Below are 14,973 nucleotides of genomic sequence, written 5' to 3' on the forward strand. Positions count from 1 at the left end.
TATTACTATCAAAATTGCGAAATAGCCTAACAATTGCGAGAAAAAATGTGAATTAAAAACCGATAAACTGCCATTGCAACAAGTTTGATAGACAAAATAGCTAAGTTTTTGACTTGGAACCTACATTTCGTATTAATTTGTTGTAAACTTAGCGTATAGCAATTTGAATCTTGATGGCGGTATTACTAGGTGCAGCAGCAGCATGATGTTCTTAATAAAAAGTTAAAGCAAGCGATCGACGCTCGAACAGTGGTCGAGGACGCGCGCAAGCATCAAGTTGATGTACTTTCTCAGTTCGCAGCGAAACTCTCGCTCAGCTGTAAAGGACTAGACATTGAGTTAGACAATCGTTTAGCTAAATTCAGAAATGCCCTTAAGAAAGGGGTTAAGTTTGAATTGCTGACGCCATTTATCGATGACGTGCTTGGCCTATTAAGGCAACAAGAAACCAAGCAGATGACATTGCAACGCGAATTGAACCAAAGCGTTACAGATGCAGGTAAACAGCTACAAAAAGTAAAAGGCTTACCCGATGATGCCCGTCGCTCATTACGCTATTTACTCGATCATGAATTAAATAATATTCAGTCTAATCATGACTTTGTACCACTACTTTCAAAGCTAGTGGTTATCTATCATCAAGCACTTCAAGCTAAGCTTGCAACAACAAGTACAGCTGAGGCGCAAATTAAACCTGAACTTGCTAGACAGCTACTAACCCTAGCAAATGACTTAGTGCTTGAAGATGAAAGTGCCGAGCAAATTAAGACTATCAAAAGTCAAATTACTCATAATGATAGTGTTGACGACCTGCTTGATTCGGCGCTGAACATTATCAGCATTGTCACGCGTAATATGAGTAAAGAGCGCCAATCTGCTCAAAGCTTTTTGATCTCTTTAAATCAAACAATCGAAGATTTACATCATTCTATTGTTTCTACCAGTAAGCATTCAGAATCACTCAGCGCTGAATACGAAACGCTTAACAAACAAATTGAAGCAAAGATAAAAAACTTGCACACGCAAACGCAGCAAGCCACGTCTATTTCTTCGCTTAAAGAGCTAGTAGAAGAAGAGTTAAAATCATTAAGTGATGATTTAATTGCAAAAGAAAAACTAGAACAAGCAGAACGCGAGAACTTACTTGCAAGCTTTAACGATATTAATAGCCGCATTAGTCATTTAGAAACAAAGCTTTCGACCTACAAACAGCGCCTCAATGAGCAGCGCTTTAAAAGCTTACTCGATGGCCTAACTAAGTTGCCAAACCGTGCTGCTTTTGATGAGCGTTTTAGTCATGAATTTAACTTATTTAATGTGCAAGAATCAGACATTACCTTTGTGGTGATAGATGTTGACCACTTTAAATCAATCAATGACAAATATGGCCACAGTGCTGGTGATAAAACGCTGCAAGTGATTGCTAAAGCACTACAAAAATCAATTCGTAAATCAGACTTTATTGCCCGTTACGGTGGCGAAGAGTTTGTGTTATTAATGACAGGAATGTCGATTGAAAATGCCGCTATGCCGCTTGAAAAACTGCGCAAAACAATTCAAGGCATTCCGTTTAAATTTAAAGATAAGCAAGTAGAAATCACCATTTCTCTTGGTGCAACCCAATTGAAAAAAGGTGATACCCCGCTGATTGCCTTTGACCGTGCAGACGAAGCACTATACAAAGCCAAGAACGAGGGACGAAATAAAGTTTGCATTAGCAAATAAAGGCCTCACCTACTAAGTGAGGTCTTTGACACACAATGATAAAGGCTCATTGACGAGCCGGGAGAGTGCTTATGTTAAAACAACTGAATCCTACAGGTGTACTGGATTTACTATCGCAACTAGAAGTTGATCTACTCGAACAATCATCCACCAGCGAGCGCTATAAATTATTTAGGAACTGTGTGCTCGCGGTTCTCAATGTGGGCAGCCACACCGACTCAAGCTCTGAAATTTACAATAAATACGAAGACTTTGATATTCGCTTATTAAGCCGCGAACGTGGGATTAAAATCGAACTTGAAAACCCACCTGAATCTGCTTTTGTTGATGGCGAAATTATTACCGGTATTCATGAACATATCTTCTCGGTTATTCGCGATATTCTGTTTATTTGTCAAAAGTACGAAAAAGATTTAACAGAGCAAAAAGCCATTACTCATATGGTCTTTGATATGCTGCGAAACGCAGGTGCGCTAAGAGTAAATAGCGACCCAAGCATGATAGTTTGTTGGGGCGGCCACTCCATTAACGAAGTTGAATACAAATACACCAAGCAAGTTGGTTATGAGCTTGGCCTTCGTGGCTTAAATATTTGTACTGGCTGTGGCCCTGGGGCAATGAAAGGCCCGATGAAAGGTGCCACCATTGGTCATGCCAAGCAGCGTATTACGAATAATCGTTACTTAGGTTTAACTGAACCAAGTATTATTGCTGCTGAGCCGCCTAACCCGATTGTAAACGAGCTAGTGATTTTACCAGATATCGAAAAGCGTTTAGAAGCATTCGTTCGTACTGCCCATGGCATAATTATTTTCCCTGGTGGTGCGGGTACCGCAGAAGAGCTGTTATACCTTTTAGGTATTTTGCTTCACCCAGATAACGAAAAGCAGTGTTTACCTGTGATCTTAACTGGCCCTAAACAAAGTGAAAATTACTTTATTGAGCTGTGTAAATTCGTTGAGAAAACATTGGGTAAAGCTGCACTTGATAAGTTTGAAGTGATCATTGATGACCCAGAACGCGTTGGTAAAACGCTTAAAGCCAAAATGGCTGAAGTACGTGAATACCGTAAAAGCCAAGGTGATGCTTATTACTTTAACTGGACACTTAAAATCGATCATGATTTCCAACAGCCGTTTGCACCAACACATGCTAATATGTCGGGCTTAGATTTGCATTTAGATCAACCCACTCAGCAACTCGCAGCAAATTTACGCCGTGCGTTTTCAGGCATCGTGGCTGGTAATGTTAAAGATGAAGGCTTACAAGCCATTAAGCAACATGGCCGCTTTGTGCTAAGTGGCGAACCCGCGCTTATGACTGATATGGACAAACTGCTGGCAGCATTTGTTGAGCAAGGCCGTATGAAGTTACCCGGCAGTAAATACATTCCTTGCTATGAGATCAAAGCCTAACAGGAGCCAATGTGACAACCCAATTACTTTTAATAGATGCGCTAAATCTTATTAGGCGCATCTATGCTGTTGATAGTAATCAGAGTCATCACAGTGAAGAACATATGATAAAAGCAAGCTGTGCCCGCGTGGCACATGCTTGTAAAAAATTACGCCAGCAGTGTAATGCGACTCATGCTATTGCCGTGTTTGATGGCGAGAAAAGCTGGCGCTATCATTACTTCGAGGCATACAAAAGTACTCGTTCACCAATGCCTGTCACCCTCAAGCAAAACTTATCACGCTTTAAACAAGCAATTGAAGACACTGGCATTGTGGTGTTTTCACCTGATAACGATGAAGCCGACGATATCATTGCCACCCTTGCTCACAAAGCCGCGACTAACAATGTAGCTTCGACAATTGTTTCTACCGACAAAGGGTTTTTACCGTTTTTATCTGAGCAAATTGCAATTTTTGATTACTTCAAAAAGCAATACATTGAGCTTGAAGATATCAAGCAGCGCTTTGATGTACCAAAGCATCGACTTGCTGATTTTTGGGCTTTAGCTGGTGATAAAACTAACGATATTCCGGGCGTTAAAGGGATAGGTAATAAGTCGGCGCAGCAACTAATAAACGATTATGAATCAATAGAAGCAGCCATTAACGATGATGAGCTCAACCCAACTCTAAAACGCAAGCTGAGTTCAGAAATGGACATGTTTGTGATATCAAAAAACCTCGTTATGCTGCGTACCGATATTAACTTAGGCTTTAGTTTAAAGCAGTTAAGACTCAATTAGTCGCAATCTCGTAGCACAGTTTGCTAACTGAGCGTATACTGAAAATTCGCGTTAGTTTTATAGAGTTACACATGTTTAAAAAGGTTTTCCAATATCTGGTACTTGGGTTAGGTGTTTATGCACTGATAGCAACCCTTGTGATCACTTTTTATAAAGATGATCCGCAAGCCATGATCTGGCAAGACCGTGAAGCTTTTAATAAACGCTACATCGCAAAACTAACGATTGATAAGCCTGAAAACCTTAATGCGGTGCTTGATTATTTAGGCAGCCCCGATCTAACCTATGCTAAACGAGTCAAAGACAATGTTTGGCAGATTATTTTTTACCGCACTCAGCATGTTAAATCTGATGGGATAACCACCATAGATGAATGCACAGGCCTACTTTTTAAAAATGGTCAGCTGGTATTATGGGGGCCAAGTGCCTATGAAAGCTATCAACAAGAAACCTAACCGCTTATGATGGAAAACGTGACGCCACGGGAATTGGCACGCTTATTTGATAGTACGCACCAGCTACTTAAGCTTTATCATCAAAAGCAAAAATGGTCACAAATTTTCCCTTTATTAAGTAACCTTGCTGAGCGGTATTACCTAATATACCAAGCTTGCCCAAAAGGGATGCAAGCGCAACTAAGCCTGTATGTATCAAACCACGGCTACACCACAAATTTAGTCGTAAACCAATGTGTTATAGCTTGTATATTGTGTCGTAGTCTTAACTACAACCAAGCTATTAGTGAACAAATTATTAGCTGCTGTTTAGCGAACTATCTTTGCGTGCAATCCCAAAGTAATAAATTGGCCGCAGGTCAGGCACTGACGCCTCAAGATAAAAAGCTTTGGCAGTGTCGCCATCAGTTAGCAGCAAAATTGCTAAAAGACTCAGGCCCACATACACTCTCGATTCAGCATTTATTAGCGCGTTTAAATAAATATAAGCAAGCCCTATTAAGCGCGCCAAAAATTATGATTTACGATGGCGCAACAACCCTAGTTGCTTTGGCTAATATTATTGCCATGAATACGACTTATCGCGAATCAGGTGGTCACATTAGTGTGCATAAAGCCTTAGCTGATATTTATTTGCGGACACCGAACGAGTTTGCTCAAAATGCAATAAAAGCACTGATTGCACATATTGGCCCTTATATTCCAGCCAGTGAAGTAAAGTATGCGGAACAAGTGCTTATCTATTTAACCACTGATGAACATGGCCGCCATATTTTGGTTGATGCCAGCCGCCCTGAAAAGATTCGCTGGCATCGCTTTAAAGCAAATCTAACCATATTTGATAAACAAAGACCTTGCCAAGACACTCGTTTGCTATACACAGTATGGTTTAGTGAAAACATTAACTTTGCTGAGTCACAACCACTTAATCAGCAGCGCAGGCAGCACTATTTAACGTTAATCAGTGCGCTAAAAGTATCAAAAGAATACAGCTACAGTGGCTTAAATAAGCTTTTGAGCCCCTACCCTGAATTGATTACGCAACTTACAATTGCTGTGAAGCCATACAATAAAGAACAGCAAAGAGCCAAAGATTTACGCCATTGTTTATCAATGGTCGGATACGATAACGCCCCTGCAATTATCCAAAAAGTCTTGTTTCAGCGTTTAGTTGCAACCACATCGCACCCGCTTTTTCAGCATATTTCTAAACGCCTAGAAAATATGGTGCGAATTATTCAGGCGCTATTTAAACACTCAGAGACCGTTCAATTTGAGCAGGTTGCTTTACCTTTATATGCTTATGTTTTATACCTTTGTGAGCATCAAGCAACGAGCCTTTCTCGCAAAACCGTATTTGAGCAGGCCGAAGAGCAGGTAATAAGCCCACCACTTGCCTGTTTATTTGGAGTAAACCACCTAGATCAGGCTCCTTTGACAGAGTATTTAAATCAACTGATTGGTGATAATAGCTGGACACAGCATTTACTTGGCAGTGAGCAACAAAAGAAACAACAGCTTGATATCAATGAAAAGCATTGGGTCGCGATTAAGCTATTTACCTATTACGTTTTTCAGCCTAAGGCGCTGTTTAGTAGTTGGCAAGAACAGATTATTTTCGACAGTTTATCGGCTGCTGGTTGGCACTCAAAAGCAGATTTTTATGCATATCTGAAAAACTGTGAATTTGCAGACAATTTTTAGAATGTGTTGTTAAAAAGTGCGAAAACGTTAAATAAATATGAACTTTAGTCTGTTTATAGTCAGTATTCACAGGATAAACTGGCAAAAAGCTGAATAAATTGCTATAAAAGCCGCTTAAATTTTCAAACACATCCACGTAAACCTTCTAACAAGTAAATCGCATGCTATTTCGCGACGAGTTTACGTGTTTATCTACTCATAAATAGGAAAAGTAAATGGCTAAACAAACCATCACAGTGATCAAAGGCGACGGCATTGGTCCTAGCATTATTGATTCAGCACTTGAGATCCTTAAAGCTGCAGGTTGCGATTTTGATTATGAATTCGTTGATGCTGGCCTTGCTGCCCTAGAAAAAACTGGTGAGTTACTTCCGCAAGAAACAATCGACACAATCGCGCGTAACAAGATCACTTTAAAAGGTCCATTAACGACACCTGTAGGTGAAGGTTTTACATCAATCAACGTAACTTTACGTAAAAAGTTTGGCCTTTATGCAAACGTTCGTCCTGTTAAATCATTCGCAGGTACGCAAGCTCGTTACGACGATATCGATATCATTACAGTTCGTGAAAACACGCAAGGTATGTACTCAGGTCTTGGCCAAGTTGTTTCTGAAGATGGTAACGAAGCAGAAGCGATGTCAAAAATCACCCGTGAAGGTGCTGAAAAAATCGTCACTTTTGCATACGAACTAGCGGTTCGTGAAGGTCGTAAAAAAGTAACGGCTGTACACAAAGCTAACATCCTTAAATCAACATCTGGTTTATTCTTAAAAGTTGCACGTGAAGTCGCTGAGCGTTACCCACAAATCGAATCAACTGAAATGATTGTTGATGCAACATGTATGAAACTAGTTATGACTCCTGATGAGTTTGATGTAATCGTTACTACAAACTTATTCGGTGACATCTTATCTGATCTATGTGCTGGTCTTGTTGGTGGTCTAGGTATGGCTCCTGGCGCAAACATTGGTGAAGATGCAGCTATCTTCGAAGCTGTACACGGTAGCGCACCAGACATCGCTGGTAAAAACCTTGCAAACCCAACATCAGTGATCTTAGCATCTATCCAAATGCTAGAGCACCTAGGTATGGCTGACACTGCAGAGCGTATCCGCAGCGCTGTTGCTGATGTTATCAAAACAGGCGACCGTACAACTCGCGACCTTGGCGGCAGCCACGGTACTACAGACTTCACTCAAGCTGTAATTGAGCGTCTATAAGAGAACTCTTGTTTAAGGCTTATTAAAAGCAAATAACCCTTAAACACCTCTTTATCAAAAGCCAGTCTCCGACTGGCTTTTTTGTTGCCCTACATTATTGGATTCTTATTTGGACATCCACTTTTATCTAAGAATACTTAATTGGACATCCACTTTTAATCCACTTTTATCTAACAAGATCTAAAACATAACTAGACACCCACTTTACCCTTGCTCTTCAACAAAACTAAATAGACGTCCAACTTAATATTTCTCACTTCTCAAAACTATGACTAAACTTAAATTGTTCAACTCATGGAGGAGAAGAGCATGGCAACCCCTCGTAAAAACTTAATTAGCGTTTCAAACACACCCTACTATCACTGTATTTCACGCTGTGTTCGTCGCGCTTATTTGTGCGGACAAGACCCACTAACTGGCCGTTCATATGAACACCGGCGCGATTGGGTTGAAAAGAAACTTCTTCAACTTGGCAGGATATTTTGTATTGATATTTGCGCCTACGCTGTTATGAGTAACCACACGCATTTGGTCCTTCACATCGATATAGCAAAAGCAAAGCGTCTGAATAATAAAGCAATTCTGATTAGGTGGCATAAGGTATTTAAAAGTACATTCTTATGTCAACGATTCTTAAATGGCGAATTACTAACACAAGCCGAACTCGTTGCGGTTAATGCCAGAGTTAATTTATATCGAGAACGACTCAGCAGTATTAGTTGGTTTATGCGTGTGCTTAATGAGAGCATTGCACGAAAAGCGAATCTAGAAGATGGATGCAAAGGGCGGTTTTGGGAAGGTCGCTTTAAATCACAAGCTTTACTTGATGAAGCAGCACTTGCCGCTTGCCTTGCGTATGTTGACCTAAACCCTGTAAGAGCAAAAGTGGCTGATTTACCCGAAGATTCTGACTACACCAGTATTAAATCTAGAATTAATGCAGCTCAAAATAATAAACAACCAAAATCACTAATGCGCTTTGCAGGTAAACCACGCAAACACATGCCTAGAGGGCTACCATTTGAGCTCAAAACATATCTAAAACTTGTTGATTGGACGGGCCGCTCAATACGAGAAGATAAGCCAGGGAAAATCTCAGAAGATGCGTTACCAATTCTTGAAAGACTAAATATTTGTAGTGATAACTGGCTTACACTCACCACCTCTTTTACACGTTCATTTAAAAATACAGCGGGTAAAGAGCAAGCTATAAATACTTATACAAATCACATGAAACGAAAACGAAGAAGCTCTATAGCAAATAGCTTAGCCTTATTTGCTTAATTGAGCATTCGACACTAGAAATCAATCTTACAGATCCAATCCTTTTCATTCGAGAGGCAAAATGACTTATGCAACTAGAGATATCCAATCTGCAAAACTCAAGAATATTTCAGCACATAAGGCTGAAATTTAATTGATGACAATGAAAAATCACTACTTTCCTAGCAATTCAACTTGTTCGCAATAATTCACATCTATATTAAGCTGCATCATATTAAAAATAAGATGGGTGTCTGGTTAAATTTAAGTTGGCTGTCTTTTTAAAAATTAGCCAAACCTTATGGTAGCGAGGTGTTAAATTGGGTGTCTAATTATAAAAAAAGAAACCGATTCTGATAGTAGCTAAGTTATGCAAGGCAGTTATGTAAATGCATTATCTATTGGTGTAGTTAGCAATTTGCCACACGAACAATTCAATGCATAGTTCCACCCAAAAATAATGACAATTAAGCATGTAGATGCAACAAAAATATCAAAAAATCGATATAATGAAAAATTAATGCAAAAAGCCACATTTGCGGTTGACATCAGTTTCCAAAACGCTTAAAAATACTCCTAACATTTTTTAAACAGCAGCTATCTAGTCGGCTGTGCATTTTTTAGAAGAAAATTAAAAAATAATGAATATTCGCCGTCACCTTTTAGTCGTCAACGTTCTCGTACTGGTCTTAGTTACAAGCCCAGCGGGAGGCTATTAAAAGGTGAAAGCACGCTTTTTAAAAAACCCCCGCCATATGCGGGGGTTTTTTTATGCATTTATGCTTGCACACACAGAGGAATGAGGATGAGTACAACTGAATACAATGGATCCGAACTAGTTGTTCGGGCACTTAAAGAATTGAATGTTAAATATATTTTTGGCTACCCAGGTGGGTCAGTTCTTGATTTATACGACGCGTTATTTCAACAAGAAGATATTGAACATATCCTAGTACGTCACGAACAAGCCGCAACACATATGGCTGATGGTTATGCCCGTGCTACCGGTGACGTCGGTGTGGTGCTTGCAACTTCAGGCCCTGGGGCTACAAACTGTATTACTGGTATCGCGACTGCTTATATGGATTCTATTCCAATGGTGGTGTTATCTGGCCAAGTTCCTACTGGTTTAATTGGTGATGATGCATTCCAAGAGACTGATATTGTTGGTTGTTCTCGCCCTATCGTAAAACACAGCTATAACTGTCGAAGTGCAAAAGAGATCCCTGCCATCTTAGCAAAAGCTTTCTACTTAGCCAGCACAGGCCGCCCTGGTCCGGTTGTGGTTGAATTACCAAAAGATATGCTTAATCCTGAGCTAAAGTTCCCATTCGAATTTCCAAAAACCACTGAGCTTCGAACTTATAACCCAAATACTAAAGGTCACTCAAAACAAATTCGTAAAGCAGTGAACGCTATTTTAGAAGCTAAAAAGTTGGTTATTTACTCAGGTGGCGGCATTATTCTATCAAATACCTCTGAGCAACTTACTCACTTGGTTGAATCATTAAACGCGCCTATCACTAACACCTTAATGGGTCTAGGTGGTATCAGCGGTACTCACCCTAACTTTATTGGTATGTTAGGTATGCATGGTAGCCTTGAGGCAAATAAAGCGATGGCAAACGCTGATGTTATTTTAGCTTTAGGTGCTCGATTCGATGATCGGGTAACGAATAATGTTAAAAAATTCTGCCCTAATGCCACGATTGTTCATGTTGATGTTGACCCAACTTCAATTTCTAAAACAATTAAAGCGCACATCCCGGTTGTTGGCTGCTTGCAAACAGTACTTGAGCAGTTACAAACCGCGATTGATAAGAGCCCTATTTCAATTGATCGTTCAGCACAAGAAGATTGGTGGCGTCAAATCATTAGCTGGCGTGAACAAAAATGCCTAAGCTACAGCACAGATGGCGATAAAATCAAACCTCAAGCGGTTATCGAGGCAATTTACAAAGCAACCAATGGTGATGCTTACATCAGCTCTGATGTAGGTCAGCATCAAATGTTTGCTGCTCAGTATTATCCGTTTAAACATCCTCGCCAATGGATCAACTCTGGTGGCTTAGGCACCATGGGCTTTGGTTTACCTGCAGCAATGGGCGTTAAGCTTGCCTTCCCTGGTAAAGAGTCTATCTGCGTGACGGGTGATGGTTCAATTCAGATGAACATTCAAGAGCTATCAACTTGCTTACAATACAATTTGGCTGTGAAAGTTGTGTCGTTGAATAACCGTTCACTGGGCATGGTACGCCAATGGCAAGATATGATGTATTCAGGTCGTCACTCATCATCTTACATGGAATCACTTCCTGATTTCGTAAAATTAGTAGAAAGCTATGGCCACGTAGGTATTCGCGTTGATCATATTGATGAGCTTCAGCCTGCTATTGAAAAAGCCATGTCTATTAACGACAGATTGGTATTTTTAGATATCTGTGTAGATGAAAAAGAACATGTTTACCCAATGCAAATCAAGCTAGGGGCAGTCGATGATATGTGGTTACGTAAAGGAGTAAAAGCATAATGCGCCGTATTTTATCAATCTTATTAGAAAACGAACCTGGCTCGTTATCGCGCATTGTAGGCCTATTTTCACAGCGCGCTTACAACATCGATAGCCTAACTGTTGGCACGACCGACGATCATTCTCTTTCGCGTATTACCATTACAACCATGGGTGATGATCGCATCGTTGAGCAAATTACTAAGCAAGTTAACAAACTGGTAGATGTTCTTAAGATTATTGACTTAACCGAAATGGCGCATATCGAGCGTGAGCTATTATTGGTGAAAGTTTTTGCCCAAGATGAAACCACTCGAGCAGCGGTAACGCGTGTTGCTGATGTGTTCCAAGGTGCTATTTTAGATATGGGTCGCCACAGTTACACACTGCAACTTGTAGCGAGCACAGAAAAGGTTGAATCTTTCCTTGATACACTGCGTCACGAATCAGACATTATTGAAGTTGTACGTTCAGGTGCGGTTGGTATTGGTCGTGGTGATAAAGCGTTAAAGGCATAAGCCTTTTTCGCTAACGCGACAAAACGCAAGATACAAAAAAAGGGCTATAAGCCCTTTTTTCAATAATTAGTAAGTTACCCTATTAAGGATTAACTTGGTCTTTAAGACCTTTACCCGCTTTAAAGCTTGGGATAGTTGCTGCTGCGATTTGGATTTCTGCACCAGTTTGTGGGTTACGGCCAGTACGCGCTGCACGCTCTTTTACTGAGAAAGTACCGAAACCAACTAATGCTACTGAGTTACCTTCTTTAAGAGAGTTAGTAACTGCGCCAGTGAATGCATCTAGTGCACGAGTTGCTGCCGCTTTTGAGATTTCTGCATCAGTAGCAATTTTTTCAACTAATTGAGCTTTATTCATTGTTAGATTCCTATTCGTTATTATTTTGCCTTCGCAAAACCTATCTTTATGCATTTTTGAGAAGTTAGCAACAGCAAATTGCTATTTTTACGTAATTTATTCAAAAATGACTACTATTTAACTATCAATCACAAGGTTAGTGACATCAGTATTAATAAAGACTTAATTTAACTACCATCACAAAAATTTATGATAGCCAAACCATCATTCAATTTTCTCGATAACCAAGGTAACTTCCCCGACCTCAAAGCCAAACTTATCAATAGCGGTACGGTTAATCAAGCGTGATTGTGTTACCAAGTACATCCAATCATCGAAATTTACCACTAAAGTACTATCATCGTACGGAAGCTCGACAGAATATGTCCAATGGAACACACTGCCATTGCTGTCACCTTTTGCTTCGCCAATAACATCAGATGCAGTCCCTGTGATACTGCCATCATCATTAATGGTGATATACCAAGTACGCGTTTGCTTTTCGCCGTCATCATAAACAAATTGCTCGTCAATCACTCCCTGATTGCCGTTCCAAGACGCTTGCATATCAACTACCAGCTTACGGGTTAATTCACCTTTGTGGTCTTGTACAACGCCGTAGGCTTTGAGCTCACCGCTAAAAAACTGCTTAAAGTCAAACTTCGGCTCTGTGCCCTGATAATAATCAACATCTGGTGCAGAGCAGCTGGTAATTAACAGTACCATAGCAAAAATAAAGAATGCTTTGAGCTTAATCATGTTTCCCTCCAATAAGCTGTTTACGAAGTGATGGTTCAGACGTGTCGGCGCTTAACCAAATTGCTAAAAAGTTGTCAGCAAATTTATTATCATCGATCTGACCTAGCTCTTTGCCATTAAAGTAAAAAGTACCAATTCCTTGCTCGTTTGTTTGAAACGACAATGAATCGTTTTTTTTGATATCAGGCCAAAGAGCTAATAACTGTTCGTCAAATGCGCCTACCATGTCATTGAGCTTTAAATGTTGCCATTGCTCGTTGGTAGCCTTAACGATGTCTTTGGCATCGAAATCTCGCAAATAGGTCAGTGTAAGTTTGCTAGGGTGTTGGCCAAACTGATACGAGCCCGATGGGGTCTCTAATTTGGCGTTATACACATCCCAAAACAGATACTCCATCTTGGCCTGGCCCACTGTTTTAAAGCCATTTGCATACACACCTGCACAGAACGATAACGCAGCAAATAAACTTAAATTAAGTGATTGTTTCATCAAATAACCCTTAAAGTTGTATTATTAAACACTACGAAAAACCACTTAAAACTGATCATTCAGCCGCTAAAAATCGCTTATTTATAGCGATTATAGCCATAAACATACTTGCCCAACCTAAGCCATAAACAAGCCAAAATTGCCAAAGAACAAGCTCAGTATTAAGTACTTCAAAGCGCATTCCAGCGTAGTAACTAGCAGGAGCAAATAACACACAAACACCCCATGCAATATACCAAGGCAGCTTTTGTAGGAATTGCATCGAAGTATTAATGGTTAAAAGCAGTGCTGCCCAAAGTACAGCAAGCCATAAGGGAAAGGGGCTCTCTTTAAAGGCAAGTAAGTTTAAGCTGCTGGCAAGCCATTCGTAGCCGAGTGCGAGAGGTAAACCACATAAAAGTAGCCAACTATCTTGCTGACGTTGCTTTGATAGGTAAATCATCAAAGCAACAACAGCTAAAGCGGGTATTAGAGAGTTGCGCTCAAGGAGTAAGGCCATAAACCATACTCCTTGAAACAAAACAAAGTTAATAATCGAGCGCGATATCATCGCCAGAATGACCAAAACGAGGTTTACGGGCAACTAAATGACTGTACTGATAGCACGGGTTCTAAACGCACCTTCACAGTAAGCTAAATAAAATAACCATAAACGATAGAATCGTTGGTCAAATTTGACTTTATCTATTTCAGGCCAGCTAGCGACAAAGCGCTCGCGCCAATCAGCCAATGTTCTTGCATAGTGAACGCCAATATCTTTTACACTATGCACAACCATGTCTGTTTGCTGCTTTATTTGCTTATTCATTTCATCTAAACAAGGCAAACAACCACCCGGGAAGATGTACTGCTGGATGAAATCGGAATTTTTAAGGTAGTGGCTGTAACGCTGATCAGCTATGGTGATTGCTTGAATAAGCATTGCACCACTGTCTTTTAATAAAGACTTACATTTTGCAAAAAAGCCAGGCAAATACTCATGACCGACAGCTTCAATCATTTCGATTGATACAAGCTTATCGTACTTGCCGTCTAAGAGGCGGTAATCCTGCTTTAATAAAGTAATTTTATGCTCTAGGTTAAGCTCTTTAACCTTTTGTTCCACATAAGCATGTTGCTCGTCAGAAATGGTGGTCGTCGTTACATGGCAATCAAAATGCGTTGCGGCATAAATCGCAAAGGCGCCCCACCCTGTGCCAATCTCAATCACCGAATCACCTGGTTGTAAATCAACCTGCTCACAAATCAATGCTAGTTTGTGCGCTTGGGCCTGTTCAAGGCTAGCTTGTTTTGACGGATAAACAGCACATGAATACAACATTTCGTCACTTAAAAATGCACTGTATAAATCGTTGCCTAAATCATAGTGCGCCGCAATGTTCTTTTTTGAACCACTTGCTGAGTTTTTATTTTTAATGTGATTAACTCGGTGCGCAATGCCACTTAAAAAGGCAAATTTTTTCTCGAATGCATCTAACTGATCTTGGTTTAAAGCGAATATTTCAATAAGTTTAGTGAGGTTGTCACAATCCCAATAGCCAAGAATATAAGCCTCGCCGGCACCCACACTGCCAGATAACGCAAAAGACTTATACATAGCAGCATCATTTACCGTGACCGTTGCGTGTAAATCACTTGTAATGTCACCGAATTGCTCTTTTTGATTACCCTCTTTTAGGGTAATGCAACCGACATTGATACTATTGAATGCACCTATTACCAGTTTTTTATAAAGTTTTGTCATCCAGCCGGTCGTTGGGGCTTGTGTTAAATTTGATACTTTTTCCATC

General features: G+C 40.2%; 13 protein-coding genes and 1 pseudogene. 9 read left to right on the top strand and 5 right to left on the bottom strand.

Going from position 1 to position 14,973, the window contains the following annotated elements; translation table 11 throughout:
* Nucleotides 1–189: 189 nt before the first annotated feature.
* The 9 genes from C2M33_RS01685 (at nt 190) to ilvN (ending at nt 11,597) form a co-directional block, all read left to right on the top strand.
* The gene (locus tag C2M33_RS01685) at nt 190–1,725 is read left to right on the top strand and encodes a GGDEF domain-containing protein (RefSeq protein ID WP_063707490.1); all 1,536 of its coding nucleotides are present in this window, start codon (nt 190–192) and stop codon (nt 1,723–1,725) included.
* Between the two features lie 71 nt (nt 1,726–1,796).
* Nucleotides 1,797–3,140, top strand: coding sequence for a nucleotide 5'-monophosphate nucleosidase PpnN (ppnN, locus tag C2M33_RS01690; RefSeq protein WP_105173521.1), 1,344 nt, complete (start codon nt 1,797–1,799; stop codon nt 3,138–3,140).
* Between the two features lie 11 nt (nt 3,141–3,151).
* On the top strand, nt 3,152–3,925 hold the full coding sequence (gene xni, locus C2M33_RS01695; RefSeq protein WP_105173522.1) for a flap endonuclease Xni: 774 nt from the start codon (nt 3,152–3,154) through the stop codon (nt 3,923–3,925).
* A 71-nt stretch (nt 3,926–3,996) separates the two neighbouring features.
* Complete coding sequence (locus C2M33_RS01700) at nt 3,997–4,380, top strand: DUF3192 domain-containing protein (RefSeq protein WP_063707493.1); 384 nt, start codon at nt 3,997–3,999, stop codon at nt 4,378–4,380.
* 18 nt (nt 4,381–4,398) lie between these two features.
* Entirely contained in the window at nt 4,399–6,084 is a 1,686-nt protein-coding gene (locus C2M33_RS01705; protein WP_158685546.1) for a hypothetical protein, read from the top strand.
* A 215-nt stretch (nt 6,085–6,299) separates the two neighbouring features.
* Complete coding sequence (locus C2M33_RS01710) at nt 6,300–7,307, top strand: isocitrate dehydrogenase (protein ID WP_063707498.1); 1,008 nt, start codon at nt 6,300–6,302, stop codon at nt 7,305–7,307.
* A 309-nt stretch (nt 7,308–7,616) separates the two neighbouring features.
* Nucleotides 7,617–8,591 carry a transposase gene (locus C2M33_RS01715; RefSeq protein WP_105173524.1) on the top strand — a complete coding sequence of 325 codons (975 nt, stop codon included), beginning with the start codon at nt 7,617–7,619 and terminating at the stop codon, nt 8,589–8,591.
* A gap of 784 nt (nt 8,592–9,375) precedes the next feature.
* On the top strand, nt 9,376–11,100 hold the full coding sequence (locus tag C2M33_RS01720) for an acetolactate synthase 3 large subunit (RefSeq protein WP_105173525.1): 1,725 nt from the start codon (nt 9,376–9,378) through the stop codon (nt 11,098–11,100).
* Entirely contained in the window at nt 11,100–11,597 is a 498-nt protein-coding gene (gene ilvN / locus C2M33_RS01725; RefSeq protein ID WP_063707505.1) for an acetolactate synthase small subunit, read from the top strand. The genes C2M33_RS01720 and ilvN overlap by 1 nt, the downstream gene beginning before the upstream one ends.
* Nucleotides 11,598–11,679: 82 nt before the next feature.
* Here the strand turns inward: ilvN and C2M33_RS01730 are convergent, their stop codons facing one another.
* The 5 genes and pseudogenes from C2M33_RS01730 to C2M33_RS01750 all read right to left on the bottom strand — a co-directional run bounded on the left by C2M33_RS01730 (nt 11,680) and on the right by C2M33_RS01750 (nt 14,972).
* Complete coding sequence (locus tag C2M33_RS01730) at nt 11,680–11,955, bottom strand: HU family DNA-binding protein (RefSeq protein WP_036972004.1); 276 nt, start codon at nt 11,953–11,955, stop codon at nt 11,680–11,682.
* A gap of 204 nt (nt 11,956–12,159) precedes the next feature.
* Nucleotides 12,160–12,693 (bottom strand): DUF3833 domain-containing protein, encoded by a 534-nt coding sequence (locus C2M33_RS01735; RefSeq protein WP_063707507.1) that lies wholly within the window; start codon nt 12,691–12,693, stop codon nt 12,160–12,162.
* The gene (locus C2M33_RS01740) at nt 12,686–13,183 is read right to left on the bottom strand and encodes a chalcone isomerase family protein (RefSeq protein ID WP_105173526.1); all 498 of its coding nucleotides are present in this window, start codon (nt 13,181–13,183) and stop codon (nt 12,686–12,688) included. The genes C2M33_RS01735 and C2M33_RS01740 overlap by 8 nt, the downstream gene beginning before the upstream one ends.
* A gap of 55 nt (nt 13,184–13,238) precedes the next feature.
* Entirely contained in the window at nt 13,239–13,733 is a 495-nt protein-coding gene (locus tag C2M33_RS01745; protein ID WP_063707512.1) for a DUF2878 family protein, read from the bottom strand.
* A pseudogene (locus tag C2M33_RS01750) lies at nt 13,711–14,972 on the bottom strand (class I SAM-dependent methyltransferase). The gene C2M33_RS01745 and the pseudogene C2M33_RS01750 overlap by 23 nt, the downstream one beginning before the upstream one ends.
* Nucleotide 14,973 lies beyond the last annotated feature (1 nt).

Origin of the sequence: Pseudoalteromonas sp. T1lg122, from assembly GCF_002964825.1 — a bacterium.
In the GTDB taxonomy this organism is placed as follows: Bacteria; Pseudomonadota; Gammaproteobacteria; order Enterobacterales; family Alteromonadaceae; genus Pseudoalteromonas; species Pseudoalteromonas gelatinilytica.